Here is a 14,266-nt window from a genome sequence, read left to right as displayed (position 1 = left end):
GGCCGTAAAAGCCTGTTTATAACCGGCCTCGAAATTGGCGCGCGCGCGCGTGTTCCGCTATAGATTTCCCAGTGATTCCGAACAGAGATCGTGACCTGATTTGACTGAGCAAAGCACTCCCGGCGGCGGCAAGTTCCCGCAAGGCATCGAGCCTATTTCCATCATGGAGGAAATGCAGCGGTCCTATCTCGATTACGCGATGAGCGTGATCGTGAGCCGCGCACTTCCCGATGTGCGTGACGGGCTCAAGCCCGTGCACCGCCGTATCCTTTACGGCATGAACGAGCTCGGCCTCGACTGGAACAAGAAATACGTCAAGAGCGCCCGCGTCACCGGTGACGTCATGGGTAAGTATCACCCGCATGGCGACTCCGCGATCTATGACGCGCTCGCCCGTATGGCGCAGCCATGGTCGCTGCGCATGCCGCTCATCGACGGCCAGGGCAATTTCGGCTCCGTTGACGGCGACCCGCCGGCAGCACAGCGTTACACGGAATGCCGCCTGCAGAAGGTCTCGCATGCGCTGCTCGACGACCTCGACAAGGAAACGGTCGACTTCCGCGACAACTATGACGGCACCATGTCGGAGCCGGTCGTCGTTCCTGCCAAGTTCCCGAACCTGCTGGTCAATGGTGCGGGCGGTATCGCGGTTGGCATGGCCACCAATATTCCGCCGCACAACCTGGTGGAGGTTCTCGACGGCTGCACGGCGCTGATCGACAATCCGGGGATCGAGCTGCCGGAACTGATGCAGATCATTCCGGGTCCCGACTTCCCGACCGGCTCCATGATCCTCGGCCGTTCGGGTATCCGGTCTGCCTATGAGACGGGTCGCGGTTCCGTGGTCCAGCGCGGCGTTGCCCGCGTTGAGCCCATGCGCGGCGACCGCGAGCAGATCATCATCACCGAGATCCCCTACCAGGTGAACAAGTCGACGATGATCGAGAAGATGGCCGAACTCGTGCGCGAAAAGCGCATCGAGGGCATCTCCGACCTGCGCGACGAATCCGACCGCGATGGCTACCGCGTCGTCATCGAGTTGAAGCGCGACGCCAATGCCGATGTCATCCTGAACCAGCTCTACCGTTACACGCCGCTGCAGACCTCCTTCGGCTGCAACATGGTGGCGCTGAACGGCGGCAAGCCGGAACAGCTGACCCTGCTCGACATGCTGCGCGCCTTCGTCAACTTCCGCGAGGAAGTCGTCAGCCGCCGCACCAAGTATCTGCTGCGCAAGGCACGTGACCGGGCCCATGTCTTGGTCGGTCTCGCGATTGCCGTTGCCAATATCGACGAAGTCATTGCGCTCATCCGCAAGGCGCCGGATCCGGCAACCGCCCGCGAACAGCTGATGACGCGCCGCTGGCCGGCCCATGATGTCGAATCGTTGATCCGCCTGATCGACGATCCGCGCCACCGGATCAACGAGGACCTCACCTACAACCTGTCGGAAGAGCAGGCACGCGCCATTCTCGAACTGCGTCTCGCTCGCCTGACGGCACTCGGACGCGACGAAATCGATGAAGAGCTGAACAAGATCGGCGCGGAGATTTCGGACTATCTCGACATCCTCTCGTCGCGCGTTCGCATCCAGCAGATCATCAAGGATGAATTCACCGCGATCCGCGACGAATTCGGCACGCCGCGCCGCACCCAGATCGTCGATGGCGGTCCCGATATGGACGACGAGGATCTGATCGCCCGGGAAGAGATGGTGGTCACCGTTTCGCATGCCGGCTACATCAAGCGCGTACCGCTGACGACCTACAGAGCCCAGCGCCGCGGCGGCAAGGGTCGCTCCGGCATGGCCATGAAGGACGAGGATTTCGCAACGCGTCTCTTCGTGGCGAATACCCATACGCCGGTTCTGTTCTTCTCGTCGCGCGGCATCGTCTACAAGGAAAAGGTCTGGCGCCTGCCGATCGGCACCCCGACGTCGCGTGGCAAGGCGATGATCAACATGTTCCCGCTGGAGCCCGGCGAGCGCATCACCTCGATCATGCCGCTGCCTGAGGACGAGGCAAGCTGGGGCAATCTCGACGTCATGTTCTCGACGACTCGTGGCACGGTTCGCCGCAACAAGCTGTCCGACTTCATCCAGGTCAACCGCAACGGCAAGATTGCGATGAAGCTCGAGGAAGAGGGCGACCAGATCCTCGGCGTCGAGACCTGCACCGAACATGACGACGTCCTGCTGACGACGGCACTCGGTCAGGCGATCCGTTTCCCGGTCGATGAAGTGCGCGTCTTTGCCGGCCGCAATTCGATCGGTGTGCGTGGTCTGACTTTGGCCGATGGCGACCGCCTGATCTCCATGACCATCCTCGCCCATGTCGATGCCGAACCCTGGCAGCGCGCGGCCTATCTCAAGCGTTCGGCAGCCGAGCGCCGGGCCATGGGCGTCGACGAAGACGATATCGCCTTGGTTGGCGAAGAAGTCGGCGCCGAAGGCGAATTGTCGGAAGAGCGCTATCAGGAGCTCAAGGCCCGCGAGCAGTTCGTGCTCACGGTCTCCGAGAAGGGCTATGGCAAGCGCTCTTCGTCCTACGATTTCCGTACCTCCGGACGCGGCGGCAAGGGCATCCGTGCTACCGACACGTCTAAGACGGCGGAAATCGGCGAGCTGGTTGCGGCCTTCCCGGTCGAGGAAACAGACCAGTTGATGCTCGTCTCGGATGGCGGCCAGCTGATCCGCGTACCGGTCAACGGTATCCGCATCGCCAGCCGTGCGACCAAGGGCGTGACGATCTTCTCGACCGCGAAGGATGAGAAGGTTGTTTCGGTCGAGCGCATCACTGAACCGGAAGCGGATGACGAAGTCATTGAGGCTTCGGAAGGCGTCGATGGCGAGGGCACTGCTGCTCCGGTCGAAGACGCAGGCGGCGAGGCCCCTACGGAATGACATCTGGCCGGCCCGCAAGGGCCGGTTTCTCCATTCATCAATCGACAAACGAAAAGCCCGCCGGATTGTGATCCGAGCGGGCTTTTTGCTGGAGGTCTGCATCAAGTTTGACGCGGTCTTGTTTTTGGGCCGGTGTGTGGATCCACCGACTGTGACCGCTTGGGATCGGTCTCAGAAGGCCTTGCGGCGCTCCATCATGGCCCGGAAATCGTCGTTTTCGCGCTTCAAGGCCGTGAGCGCCGAGGCGACCGAGGCGACGAACATGCCGCTGATCAGAGCAGCCAGAACAGACAGGGTGATAAACATGTCATTCCTTTCTTTCTCAGCGTGTCGTTGCGTTTCTAGCGGTGAAAACTCATATCCGATTAGTGGCCGAAGCTATGGTAACGGGCCGTCATCGGGGGGCCGTAGAATGCAGCGTCACTGCTATCCTTGATGTAAAAGGTTGCAGAGGTGGCAACCATGGCAGTCATCATCATCATCCATACGAGGTTGATCAGGGTAACTTTGTCATGCATTGCTTTAGTCCTTTGAATGCCGGCATTCGCTGCCGTAAAATGCTTGCGTGCGGAAATAGTTCCCGCACAGTGTAGGAAGACGTTTAGCGGGATGCGCCTGAAGTCCTCTTGAACGTGTCGTTCATCTCCCGTTCATCTTCGCAGTCCAATGGCGACAGCTCCATCCAGTCCCGCGCGACCATCAGCCCAAGCTCGATGAGCAGAGACGCGGCGATGGCGGAAGCGATCAGAAGAGCGAGCATTGGAACGTCCTTGAACTGTCTCGGTTTAGTTGACGATTCGAACTTAGTTCTCTCGTCCTGAAGCACGCTTGAATGGCGCGTTCATCTGCGGTTCAGCGGTCTGACCCGGAGCGCCATTTGGGAAATACGTGACAAAGACGCGCGCTCAGAGTGCTTGCGATCAGCCGCCTTCCGTGACAAAAGGCGAGCGAAACCAACCGACGGGTTCTCATGGCGAGTGCATTTTATCCTGGCTCTTTCGATCCGATGACCAACGGCCACCTGGACGTAATTGTTCAGGCGCTGAACATCAGCGATCGCCTGGTGGTCGCAATCGGAACGCATCCGGGAAAGACGCCGCTGTTTACCTACGAAGAGCGTGCCGATCTGATCCGTGCGTCGCTTGTTGCAGTTCTGCCGGACAGGGCAGGGGACCTTGAGGTCGTGTCCTTCGCCGACCTCGCCGTCGATGCCGCCCGCAGGCATGGTGCCCGGATCATGGTGCGCGGTCTGCGCGACGGAACCGATTTTGACTACGAGATGCAGCTTGCCGGCATGAATGCCACCCTGGCGCCGGATCTGCAGACCGTCTTTCTGCCGGCGGCAAACGCCTCGCGGCCCATAACCGCCACATTGGTTCGCCAGATCGCCGCCATGGGTGGCGATGTCGGCTCCTTCGTGCCGGCCCCGGTGCTGGCTGCCCTCAATTCCAGATACGGCCGCTGAGCCGCAATTTTCAGAACGGGAGTGATCATGAAGCTCGTCCAACTCGCAACCGCATTCCTTCTGGCTGTAGCCGGTTTCGGCTCCGCCCAGGCCCAGTCCAACGAAGACTTCCTGACCATCCAGCTGAAGGACGGTCCGGTCGTGATCCAGCTGATGCCGGACGTGGCACCGAAGCACGTTGCGCAGATCAAGGATCTCGCCGCCAAGGGCGAATATGACAATGTCGCCTTCCACCGCGTGATCGAAGGCTTCATGGCCCAGACCGGCGACGTGCAGTTCGGCGACATGGAAAACGGCTTCGAGCCGGGTCGTGCCGGTACCGGCGGCTCCAGCCTGCCCGACATCGAGGCTGAATTCTCGAGTGTGCCCTTCGAGCGCGGCACCGTCGGCATGGCGCGCAGCCAGGACCCGAACTCTGCCAATTCGCAGTTCTTCATCATGTTCGCCGAAGGCGGCTTCCTGAACGGCCAGTACACGGTCGTCGGCAAGGTCGTGTCCGGCATGGAATATGTCGACAAGATCAAGCGCGGCGAAGGCGGCAACGGCGAAGTCACCGACCCAGACCGCATGGTCAAGGTCACCGTCGGTCGCAACTGATATCAAAAGGGCGCTACGCCCCAATCCAAGGAGAAACACCATGGCCGAGATCAAGGATCCGGAAAACACCATCCTGATGGAAACCACCAAGGGCAAGGTCGTCATCGCGCTCTTCCCGGATCTGGCCCCCGGCCATGTCGCCCGCATCAAGGAACTGTCGCGCGAAGGCGCCTATGACGGCGTTGTCTTCCACCGCGTCATCCCCGACTTCATGGCCCAGACCGGCGACGTGAAGTTCGGCAAGAAGGGCGGATCCGACTTCAACCCCGGCCGTGCCGGCATGGGCGGCTCCGACAAGCCGGACCTGAAGGCTGAATTCTCGGCCACTCCGCATGTCCGCGGCACCTGCTCCATGGCGCGCTCGCAGAGCCCGAACTCGGCCAACTCGCAGTTCTTCGTCTGCTTCACCGACGCACCGTGGCTGAACAAGCAGTACTCCGTCTGGGGCCAGGTCATCGAAGGCATGGACATCATCGACCAGATCAAGAAGGGCGAGCCTGTCAGCGATCCCGATTCGATCGTCTCGATGAAGGTTGCCGCCGACGCCTGATCGGCTTAAAGCCACACGAAGCCCGCCTCGGTGCCTGGCACCCGGGCGGGTTTTCGCGTTTAGATCTTCCACCCACATTCTGACAGACAGCGATGCGTGTAGACCTCTTCGACTTCGATCTTCCGGACGACAATATTGCGCTCAGGCCCGCAAGCCCGCGCGACCATTCCCGCTTCCTGGTGGTACGGCCGAATGCCACGCAGGTGCTCGAAGACCACCATGTTTACGACCTGCCGTCGTTCCTGAGACCTGGCGATGCGCTTGTGTTCAACGACACAAAGGTTATCCCGGCCCAACTCGAAGGCATCCGCCATCGTGACGGCGCGGAAGAGATCGCGGTCTCCTGTACGCTGCATATGCGGGTTGGTGCATCCAGATGGAAGGCCTTTGCCAAGCCCGGCAAGCGCATCAAGCAGGGTGACCGTATCGATTTCGGTCTGGGGCAGGGCGAGGGCGCCGCCTGCCTCACGGGTTCCCTCGTCGCGACCGTCGCCGAAAAGGGCGAGGCGGGCGAAATCGACCTCGCCTTCGATCTCTCGGGCCCCGACCTCGATCAGGCGATCGCTACCGTCGGCCACATTCCGCTTCCGCCCTATATCGCAGCCAAGCGGCCGGAAGATGAAATGGATCGCGCCGACTACCAGACCATTTATGCCCGCGAGGAGGGTGCGGTTGCTGCCCCGACCGCCGGCCTGCATTTCACACCCGACCTCTTCGCCAAACTCGATGCCGCCGGCGTCGAGCGCCATTTCGTCACGCTGCATGTCGGCGCCGGCACTTTTCTGCCGGTCAAGGCGGATGATACCGCCGAGCACAAGATGCACGAGGAGATCGGCTATATCTCGCCGTCGACGGCCGCCGCGCTGAATGCCGTGCGTGCCCGTGGCAACCGCATCATCGCCGTCGGCACCACCTCGCTGCGGCTGCTTGAAAGTGCTGCGCTTGACGATGGCACCATCCCCGCCTGGTCGGGTGCGACCGGCATCTTCATCACGCCCGGCTATCGCTTCAAGGCAATCGATATGCTGATGACCAATTTCCACCTGCCCAAATCCACGCTCTTCATGCTGGTATCCGCCTTTGCCGGCCTCGACACGATGCGGGACGCTTATGCCCACGCCATCGAGACCGGCTACCGCTTCTATTCCTACGGGGATTCCAGCCTGCTCTTCCGGAAAGACGACTGACCGATGTCCGAGAATTTCACGTTCAATCTGAAGGCCACCAGCGGCAAAGCCCGTCTCGGCGAGATCACCATGCCACGCGGCACGGTCCGCACACCGGCCTTCATGCCCGTCGGCACCGTCGGCACGGTCAAGGCCATGTATCTCGACCAGGTGAAGGAAGGCGGCGCCGATATCATTCTCGGCAATACCTACCACCTGATGCTGCGCCCCGGCCCCGAACGCGTCGCGCGCCTTGGTGGCCTGCATGAGCTGATCCGCTGGCCCGGCCCGATCCTGACCGACTCAGGCGGCTTCCAGGTCATGTCGCTGTCAGGCCTGCGCAAGCTCGATGAGCAGGGCGTGACCTTCAAGAGCCATGTCGACGGTAGCTTGCACCATATGTCGCCGGAACGCTCGATCGAGATCCAGGGCCTGCTCGACAGTGACATCCAGATGCAGCTCGACGAATGCGTGGCGCTGCCCAACGAACCGCGCGAGATCGAGCGCGCCATGGAACTGTCGCTACGCTGGGCCGAACGTTGCCGCGTCGCCTTTGGCAATCAGCCCGGCAAGGCCATGTTCGGCATCGTTCAGGGTGGCGACCAGCCGGCGCTTCGCATCCGCTCGGCAGAGGGCCTGAAGCAACTCGACCTCAAGGGTTACTCGATCGGCGGTCTCGCCGTCGGCGAACCCCAGGCCGTCATGCTCGACATGCTGCGCATCACGCTGCCAGTGCTGCCCACCGAAAAGCCGCGCTACCTTATGGGCGTTGGCACGCCGGACGATATGCTGAAATCGGTCGCTGAAGGCATCGACATGTTTGACTGCGTCATGCCGACCCGCTCTGGTCGCCATGGCCTCGCCTTCACTCGTCGCGGCAAGGTCAACATCCGCAATGCCCGACATGCCGAAGACATGCGCCCGCTGGACGAGCAGTCGTCCTGCCCGGCGACCCGCGACTACTCGCGCGCCTATCTGCATCACCTCGTGCGTTCCAATGAAGCGCTCGGCGGCATGCTCTTGTCCTGGAACAACCTCAGCTACTATCAGGAACTGATGCAAGGCATCCGCCAGGCGATCGCGGAAGACCGGTTCGAGGATTTCAAGGCCGAAACGATCGAGATGTGGGCACGCGGCGACATCGACCCGGTCTGATAAAGGTCAGGGCAGGGCGGTCATGCCGCCCACCCATCTTTCAGATCAGATGCCCTGACTGTTCGTTTCGCGCTTGATGCGGACACCGTTGATGGCGAACTGCCCATCGCGCTGGCGCTTCAGCTCGTAATAGACGGCCCAGTCCTTGCCGTCAGGCGCCGAGATCAGCACTTCCTGATAGGCGACTGTACCGTCGGGTGAGACCTGGTTGCGGCCGAAGGCGTAGTTGCCCGGTCTGTAGACGGGGCCATAGCTTTTCTTCACCATATCGAAGAAGCGCTCGGCATTGGGGAACACCGACTTGATCTCCGGCGAGGCAAAGGAATAGGCGGTCGTCGCATCGTCATTGAGGAAGGCTGCGATCTGCTGCTCGATCACGTCCTTGGCGAGACCCGCGGCCTCGGTCTTAGCATCCTGCTGGGCAATGGCCGGGGCAGCGAGCAGGCCGGCCATGAGAAATAGGGCAACTCCAATCCGCATGCGCATCATCATCCCCTTGTTTCAGGAAGTCCGAAATAAAAGGATAGGCCGATTCGTGACAATGGGAAGTCCGTTCAAGCGGATGTGAGCGGGGCATGCTCACATCCGCCGCTCAGCGGTACCAAAGTGTGGGCAGCCAGAGTGTCAGATCGGAAAACACCGTAATCAGCATCAAGACGGCGAAGAGAGGGATGAGAAAGGGTGCGGTCGCTTTCACCGTTTTCTCGATCGACAGGTTGGACACCCTGGCCAACACGAACAGAACCATGCCGATTGGCGGCGTGATCAGGCCAATCATCAGGTTGAGCACCATCACCACACCGAACTGAACCGGGTCGATCCCGACATGCAGGACGGCCGGCATCAGGATCGGCACAAGGATCGAAATCGCTGCGATCGTCTCCATGAAGCAGCCGACGATCAGAATGATCACATTGATGATCAAAAGCAGCATGATCGGGTCATCGGTGATCGTCAAAAGCAGTGCCGTGAACTGCGCCGTGACCTGGGTTACCGTCAACACCCAGCCGAACAGCGAGGCAGCCGCGACGATGACCAGGACAGACGCCGTCGTTTCGATCGTCTGGATCGAAATCTGGTAGAAGCGTTTCACCGACAGTGTCCGATAGACGACAAAGCCGAGGATCAGCGCCCAGGCACAGGCCGCAATCGCAGCCTCCGTCGGCGTGAAGGCCCCTGTGGCGATCCCGCCGATGATGATTGCCGGTGTGAGCAGCGCGGGTACGGCGTTAATGAAACTCGTTGCCAGCACGCGCAAACGAAAGGCCTGATCTGCGCCGATCTTGTGCCGCCACGAATACCAGGTGATGTAAAGCATCAGGGAGCCGGCCATCAGCAGGCCCGGAATAAAGCCTGCGGCGAACAGCTGTCCGATCGAGACATTCGCCATCACCCCGAAGATCACCATCGGCAGGGACGGGGGGATGATCGGTCCAATCGTCGACGATGCGGCAGTCACACCGACGGCGAGGTGATCATTGTATCCGCGGTCCCGCATGGCCTTCACTTCGATCGTACCAAGCCCGCCCGCATCCGCGACGGCCGCCCCGGACATGCCGGCAAAGATCACCGATGCAATCACGTTGACATGGCCAAGTCCGCCCTTCAGCCAGCCGACGGCCGCCGTGGCAAAGTCGAAGATCCGGTTGGTGATCCCGGCGGAGTTCATCAAATTTCCCGCCAGGATGAAGAAGGGCACGGCAATCAGCGGAAAGCTGTCAACGCCCCCCACCATCCGGTGCAGTACGACGAAGTCCGGAAGATTGCCGATGAAATGCGTATAGGCCAAGGAGGCTCCGCCGAGTGCGACAAAGACCGGGACGCTGATCAGGAGCAGGACGAAGAAGACGACAAGAAGAAGGACCATAGCCAGACCTCAATCGAACATCTGCGAGGGATCCGACACAGGATCCCAGCGACGCTTGGCATTGGAGATGAAGGCCTGAACAGCCCTCCAGAGGATCAGCAGGCAGCCGACGAGCACGCCGCCATAGACCACGCTCATCGACACATCGATCACGGTCATCCGCTGGATCATCATGCGCTGGGTCAGGTTCCAGGCGAACCAGACGAGCAGAATCACGAAGCCGAGCGTGATGACATCCGCGATGCAACGCATGATCCTTGCCTGCGGACGGGGAAGCATGTCGACGATCACCTCGACGGCGATATTGGTTCGTCGCCTGAAGACGATGGCGGCGCCAAAGAAGGTCACCCAGATCAGCAGATAGCGCCCGATTTCTTCCGTCCAGGCAACGGAATCATTCAGGACGTAGCGGCTGAAGAATTGCAGAAAGGTGACGCCGCCGAGCAGCCAGAACAGGCAGAAAGCGAGGACATCATCAACGCGGAAAACGATGGGTGGATCGGCCTCGTCTTCCAGATGCAGCATGGTGGCTGCGCTCACAGGCTCGTCAATCGGCTCGTGTGTCATGCGCCTTGCTCCGCGCTGGCTGGCCACTGAAGCGGCTGCGGCGCCGGGCGCCACAGCCAGAGATCTTGAACGCGCGAAGTGTCAGAGCGCCTGCAAGGCGTCGTATTGCTCCTTAGACCAGCCGGCGCCGGACTCCGGATCGTTGTGCAGAGGCACAGCCGCATCGATGAATGGTTGGCGATCCACCTCGACAACCGTCTTTCCGAGGCCTCGGAACTCGTCGGCAAGGCGGCCTTCTGCGGCACGGATCTCATCCGTCGCGCGGGAGGCGGCCTCTTTCAGGACCTCATCCATGACAACCTTCTGCTCATCGGACAACTGCCCCATGACATGGCCACCGACGATGGTCAGGAGCGATTCCGTGATATGGCCGCTGAGCATGATATGGCTCTGTACCTCGTAGAACTTCTTGGCCATGATCGTCGGCAAAGGGTTCTCCTGGCCATCGACCGTGCCCTGCTGCAGGGCGAGATAGACTTCGGCAAAGGCGATCGGGGTGGCATTCGCACCGACAGACTTGGTGAACATCAGGAAGAGCGGAGCGGGCGGGACGCGAAGCTTCATGCCCTTCATGTCATCGGGCTTGGTCACTTCCCGGTTTGCTGTCAGATGCCGCTGGCCGTAATAGGTCAGCGCATGCACCTTGTGGCCGGTCGCAGAGTCGTAGCCGCCCGCAATGCCCTTGAAGAGGTCGCTGTCGCGATAGGCTTGCCAGTGGTCGAAATCCCTGAGAATGAAGGGGGCATTGGAGATCGCGATCGGCTTGTGGATGGCGCCGGCGAAGGCAACGCCGGTGTAGATGATGTCGACGGTCCCGAGGCCAAGTCCCTCGTTGATCTGGTTCTCATTGCCGAGTTGCGAGGCCGGAAAGACAGAGATCGAGATCTCGCCATTGGTCCGCTTCTTGATCTCCTCGGCCGCCCACATCGCTTGCGTGTGATAGGGCTCGCCGGTCTCGTATACATGCGCCCATTTGAACTCCATGGCCGCCTGTGCCGGTGCTGCGAAAATGCCTGCCAATGACAGTGTGGCGAGCGCCAGGGTGGCGCCTCTGCGGGTCAGTTTCATGATCAGTCCTCCCAATGCCGGGGATCCCGGCCGTTCCTCCGAATGATCGTCCAGCCGCGCAAGACAGTATGCCCGCCTTCCGCCGACGTGCCGCATGCCTCCACATGCGCCGTCGCTCTGTCCGAGGCTGAAACGCGACCTCCATCACGCCAACCTGTCATACAGGTAGTTTTTGATAAGTCGATGGTCAACAGACAACTTTGAGCGAGCTCAAATTTGCGCGGCCGGGCGCTCTAAACAGCCATGACGTGCATATTGCCCTTGTATTCTTGGCGCCTTTGTCGTTGGCTCCTGACAAAAGTATCCTCTTGGGGATTACCGCGTGCCCCGAGACATGAGATCAGGAGGAAGACGCGTGCTCGACGAATTGCTCGACCAGATGACCCTTGAGGAGCAGGTTGCGCTGCTGGCGGGGGCAGATTTCTGGACCACGGTTGCGGTTGAACGCCTCGGCATTCCCAAGATCAAGGTGACCGACGGGCCGAACGGCGCACGCGGTGGTGGATCGCTGGTCGGCGGCGTCAAATCGGCCTGCTTCCCCGCAGCCATCGGCATCGGCGCCAGCTGGAACCCCGCGCTGGTGCGCGATATGGGCGTGGCACTGGCTGAAGAGGCGAAGACAAAGAGCGCGCGGGTCCTTCTCGCGCCGACCGTCAACATCCACCGCTCTGGCCTCAACGGCCGCAACTTCGAATGCTATTCGGAGGACCCGATGCTGACCTCGGCGCTGGCGGTCGCCTATATCGAGGGGGTGCAGTCGCAGGGCATCGCTGCCACGATCAAGCATTTCGTCGCCAATGAAAGCGAGGTCGAGCGGCAGACCATGTCGTCGGATCTCGACGAGCGCACCCTGCGCGAGATCTACCTTCCGCCCTTCGAGGCGGCCGTGAAAAAGGCTGGCGTCTGGGCGATCATGTCCTCCTACAACCGGTTGAACGGTGTCTGGACCAGCGAAAATCACTGGCTGCTGACCGAACTGCTGCGCGCGGAATGGGGCTATGACGGAATCGTCATGTCCGACTGGTTCGGCTCGCATACGACAGAAGCCTCTGTGATTGGTGGGCTCGATCTCGAAATGCCCGGTCCGACGCGCGATCGTGGCGAGAAGCTGGTCGCAGCCGTCCGCGAGGGCAGGGTGCCGGCCGAAACCGTCAAGGCTGCCGCACGCCGCATGCTCTTGCTGCTCGAGCGAGTCGGAGCATTCGAAGACCCGAAGATGGAAGAAGAGAAGGCCGTCGATCGCCCCGAACACCGCGCGCTCATCCGCAAACTTGGCGCCGAGGGCATGGTTCTCTTGAAGAATGACGGCATTCTGCCACTCGACAAATCCGCCCTCGACCGTATCGCGGTGCTCGGCCCCAACGCCGCCGAACCGCGCGTCATGGGCGGCGGCAGCGCCCAGATCAACGCGCATTACAAGATGAGCCCGCTCGAGGGCATTCGCACAGCGTTGTCGGGTACCAATCGGGTCATGCATTTGAAGGCTTGCCGCAACAATCGCCTGACGCAGATGATCGGGGGCGAGGTATTCGTCGACTTCTTCCATGGCCGTGACTGGTCCGGCCCGGTCGTGCAGCGCTCCACGGCCGAGGAAACCCAGTTCTTCTGGCTCGACATGCCGGATGCTTCCCTCGACCCCCGGAATTTCTCGGCGCGCATCACCACGCGCTTCCGCCCCGAGGAGACAGGCAACCATATCTTCGGCCTGACCAATGCGGGCTTCGCCAAGCTCTATGTCGACGGCGAACTTGTCGTGGATGGCGAGACCGGCTGGGCGAAAGGCGACAATTTCTTCGGCCTCGGGAATACCGAAGTGAGGGTCGAAAAGCCGCTCGAAGCCGGACGCACCTATGAGATCCGCGTCGATTACCGCGCCATGCCCGAGGGTTATGAGGGTATCGAGATCCGTGCCGTGCGCTTCGGCGTGGAACTCCCGACCTCCGATGCAGCGATCGCCGAAGCCGTCGAGCAGGCCAAGGCCTGTGACGTCGCCATCCTCGTCGTCGGCCGGGAAGGGGAGTGGGATACCGAAGGCCTCGACCTGCCCAACATGCGCCTGCCCGGACGGCAGGAGGAGCTGATCGAGAAGGTCGCAGCCATCAATCCGCGCACCGTTGTCGTCCTCCAGACCGGCGGCCCAGTAGAAATGCCCTGGCTCGACAAGGTGTCGGCGGTCATCGAGGCCTGGTATCCGGGCCAGGAAGCGGGCAATGCGATTGCCGACGTGCTCTTTGGCGATGCCGAACCTGGCGGGCGCCTGCCGCAGACCTTCCCGCAGCGTCTTTCCGACAATTCCGCCATGACAGGTGATCCCCGAACGTATCCGGGCGAAAACGGCCATGTCGTCTACGTGGAAGGCCTCGCGGTCGGCTATCGCCACCATGATGCGGATGGCGCAAAGCCGCTCTTCCCATTCGGTTACGGCCTGTCCTATACCCGGTTCGAATGGTCCGTCCCGCGCGCCTCCAGCCTCGACATGGGGCCTGCGGGCGTTGCCATCGAAGTGGATGTGACGAACATCGGCGACCGCGCAGGGGCCGAACTGGTCCAGCTTTACGTCAAGCCGAAGGCGTCGCGCCTGCCGCGTCCGGTGAAGGAACTCAAGGCCTTCGCCAAGCTGCATATCGCCGCCGGCGAGACCGCAACAGCAAATCTCTCGATCGCCGTCCGCGACCTTGCCTACTTCGACCCCAATGCCCGCGCCTGGATCGCCGAAGCCGGCGAACACGAGCTCGTGATTGCCGCCAATGCCGAGGATATCCGCGCCACGCTGCCGCTGACATTGGCCAGCGAGTGGCGGGAAGGGGTGTCGGCCCCGCCTCTGCCTGCGGTCGTCGACTGATGCGATACGCGATGCGGCGGAGATATCGAGCCCTCCGCCGTATCTTGCCGTGCCGTGAAATTCGATTAGAAGGCTATCATGTCTTCG

General features: G+C 61.4%; 14 protein-coding genes. 7 read left to right on the top strand and 7 right to left on the bottom strand.

Going from position 1 to position 14,266, the window contains the following annotated elements; genetic code table 11:
* The first annotated feature begins 100 nt into the window (after window positions 1-100).
* The gene (gyrA, locus tag GH983_RS08930; protein ID WP_153762200.1) at window positions 101-2,902 is read left to right on the top strand and encodes a DNA gyrase subunit A; all 2,802 of its coding nucleotides are present in this window, start codon (window positions 101-103) and stop codon (window positions 2,900-2,902) included.
* Window positions 2,903-3,073: 171 nt separating this feature from the next.
* On the opposite strand, the gene GH983_RS24470 is transcribed toward gyrA, so the two are convergent.
* The 3 genes from GH983_RS24470 to GH983_RS08920 all read right to left on the bottom strand — a co-directional run bounded on the left by GH983_RS24470 (window position 3,074) and on the right by GH983_RS08920 (window position 3,662).
* Complete coding sequence (locus GH983_RS24470) at window positions 3,074-3,208, bottom strand: hypothetical protein (protein ID WP_256367283.1); 135 nt, start codon at window positions 3,206-3,208, stop codon at window positions 3,074-3,076.
* Window positions 3,209-3,267: 59 nt separating this feature from the next.
* Window positions 3,268-3,420, bottom strand: a complete 153-nt coding sequence (locus GH983_RS08925; protein ID WP_153762199.1) for a hypothetical protein — start codon at window positions 3,418-3,420, stop codon at window positions 3,268-3,270.
* A gap of 83 nt (window positions 3,421-3,503) precedes the next feature.
* Complete coding sequence (locus GH983_RS08920; protein WP_153762198.1) at window positions 3,504-3,662, bottom strand: hypothetical protein; 159 nt, start codon at window positions 3,660-3,662, stop codon at window positions 3,504-3,506.
* A gap of 210 nt (window positions 3,663-3,872) precedes the next feature.
* Between GH983_RS08920 and coaD the strand changes: the two genes are divergently transcribed.
* The 5 genes from coaD (at window position 3,873) to tgt (ending at window position 7,835) form a co-directional block, all read left to right on the top strand.
* On the top strand, window positions 3,873-4,367 hold the full coding sequence (coaD, locus tag GH983_RS08915; RefSeq protein ID WP_153762197.1) for a pantetheine-phosphate adenylyltransferase: 495 nt from the start codon (window positions 3,873-3,875) through the stop codon (window positions 4,365-4,367).
* A 27-nt stretch (window positions 4,368-4,394) separates the two neighbouring features.
* Entirely contained in the window at window positions 4,395-4,964 is a 570-nt protein-coding gene (locus GH983_RS08910; RefSeq protein ID WP_153762196.1) for a peptidylprolyl isomerase, read from the top strand.
* Window positions 4,965-5,004: 40 nt separating this feature from the next.
* The gene (locus GH983_RS08905) at window positions 5,005-5,514 is read left to right on the top strand and encodes a peptidylprolyl isomerase (RefSeq protein WP_069041377.1); all 510 of its coding nucleotides are present in this window, start codon (window positions 5,005-5,007) and stop codon (window positions 5,512-5,514) included.
* A 92-nt stretch (window positions 5,515-5,606) separates the two neighbouring features.
* Window positions 5,607-6,701 carry a tRNA preQ1(34) S-adenosylmethionine ribosyltransferase-isomerase QueA gene (gene queA, locus GH983_RS08900; protein ID WP_153762195.1) on the top strand — a complete coding sequence of 365 codons (1,095 nt, stop codon included), beginning with the start codon at window positions 5,607-5,609 and terminating at the stop codon, window positions 6,699-6,701.
* A gap of 3 nt (window positions 6,702-6,704) precedes the next feature.
* Entirely contained in the window at window positions 6,705-7,835 is a 1,131-nt protein-coding gene (tgt, locus tag GH983_RS08895) for a tRNA guanosine(34) transglycosylase Tgt (RefSeq protein WP_069041379.1), read from the top strand.
* Window positions 7,836-7,880: 45 nt separating this feature from the next.
* Here the strand turns inward: tgt and GH983_RS08890 are convergent, their stop codons facing one another.
* The 4 genes from GH983_RS08890 to GH983_RS08875 form a co-directional block, all read right to left on the bottom strand.
* A complete protein-coding gene (locus tag GH983_RS08890) occupies window positions 7,881-8,315 on the bottom strand; it encodes a DUF4864 domain-containing protein (RefSeq protein ID WP_069043809.1) in 435 nt (144 codons plus the stop codon).
* 112 nt (window positions 8,316-8,427) lie between these two features.
* The gene (locus GH983_RS08885; protein ID WP_083229547.1) at window positions 8,428-9,702 is read right to left on the bottom strand and encodes a TRAP transporter large permease; all 1,275 of its coding nucleotides are present in this window, start codon (window positions 9,700-9,702) and stop codon (window positions 8,428-8,430) included.
* A 9-nt stretch (window positions 9,703-9,711) separates the two neighbouring features.
* Window positions 9,712-10,269, bottom strand: coding sequence for a TRAP transporter small permease (locus GH983_RS08880; protein ID WP_069041381.1), 558 nt, complete (start codon window positions 10,267-10,269; stop codon window positions 9,712-9,714).
* Window positions 10,270-10,350: 81 nt separating this feature from the next.
* Entirely contained in the window at window positions 10,351-11,331 is a 981-nt protein-coding gene (locus GH983_RS08875) for a sialic acid TRAP transporter substrate-binding protein SiaP (protein WP_371418478.1), read from the bottom strand.
* A 361-nt stretch (window positions 11,332-11,692) separates the two neighbouring features.
* Between GH983_RS08875 and GH983_RS08870 the strand changes: the two genes are divergently transcribed.
* On the top strand, window positions 11,693-14,179 hold the full coding sequence (locus GH983_RS08870) for a glycoside hydrolase family 3 C-terminal domain-containing protein (RefSeq protein ID WP_153762194.1): 2,487 nt from the start codon (window positions 11,693-11,695) through the stop codon (window positions 14,177-14,179).
* Window positions 14,180-14,266 lie beyond the last annotated feature (87 nt).

The organism is Agrobacterium sp. MA01 (assembly GCF_009650195.1).
GTDB lineage: Bacteria > Pseudomonadota > Alphaproteobacteria > Rhizobiales > Rhizobiaceae > Allorhizobium.
The sequence above is the reverse complement of the archived record's forward strand: the minus strand, read 5'-3'. Positions and strand labels throughout refer to the sequence as shown.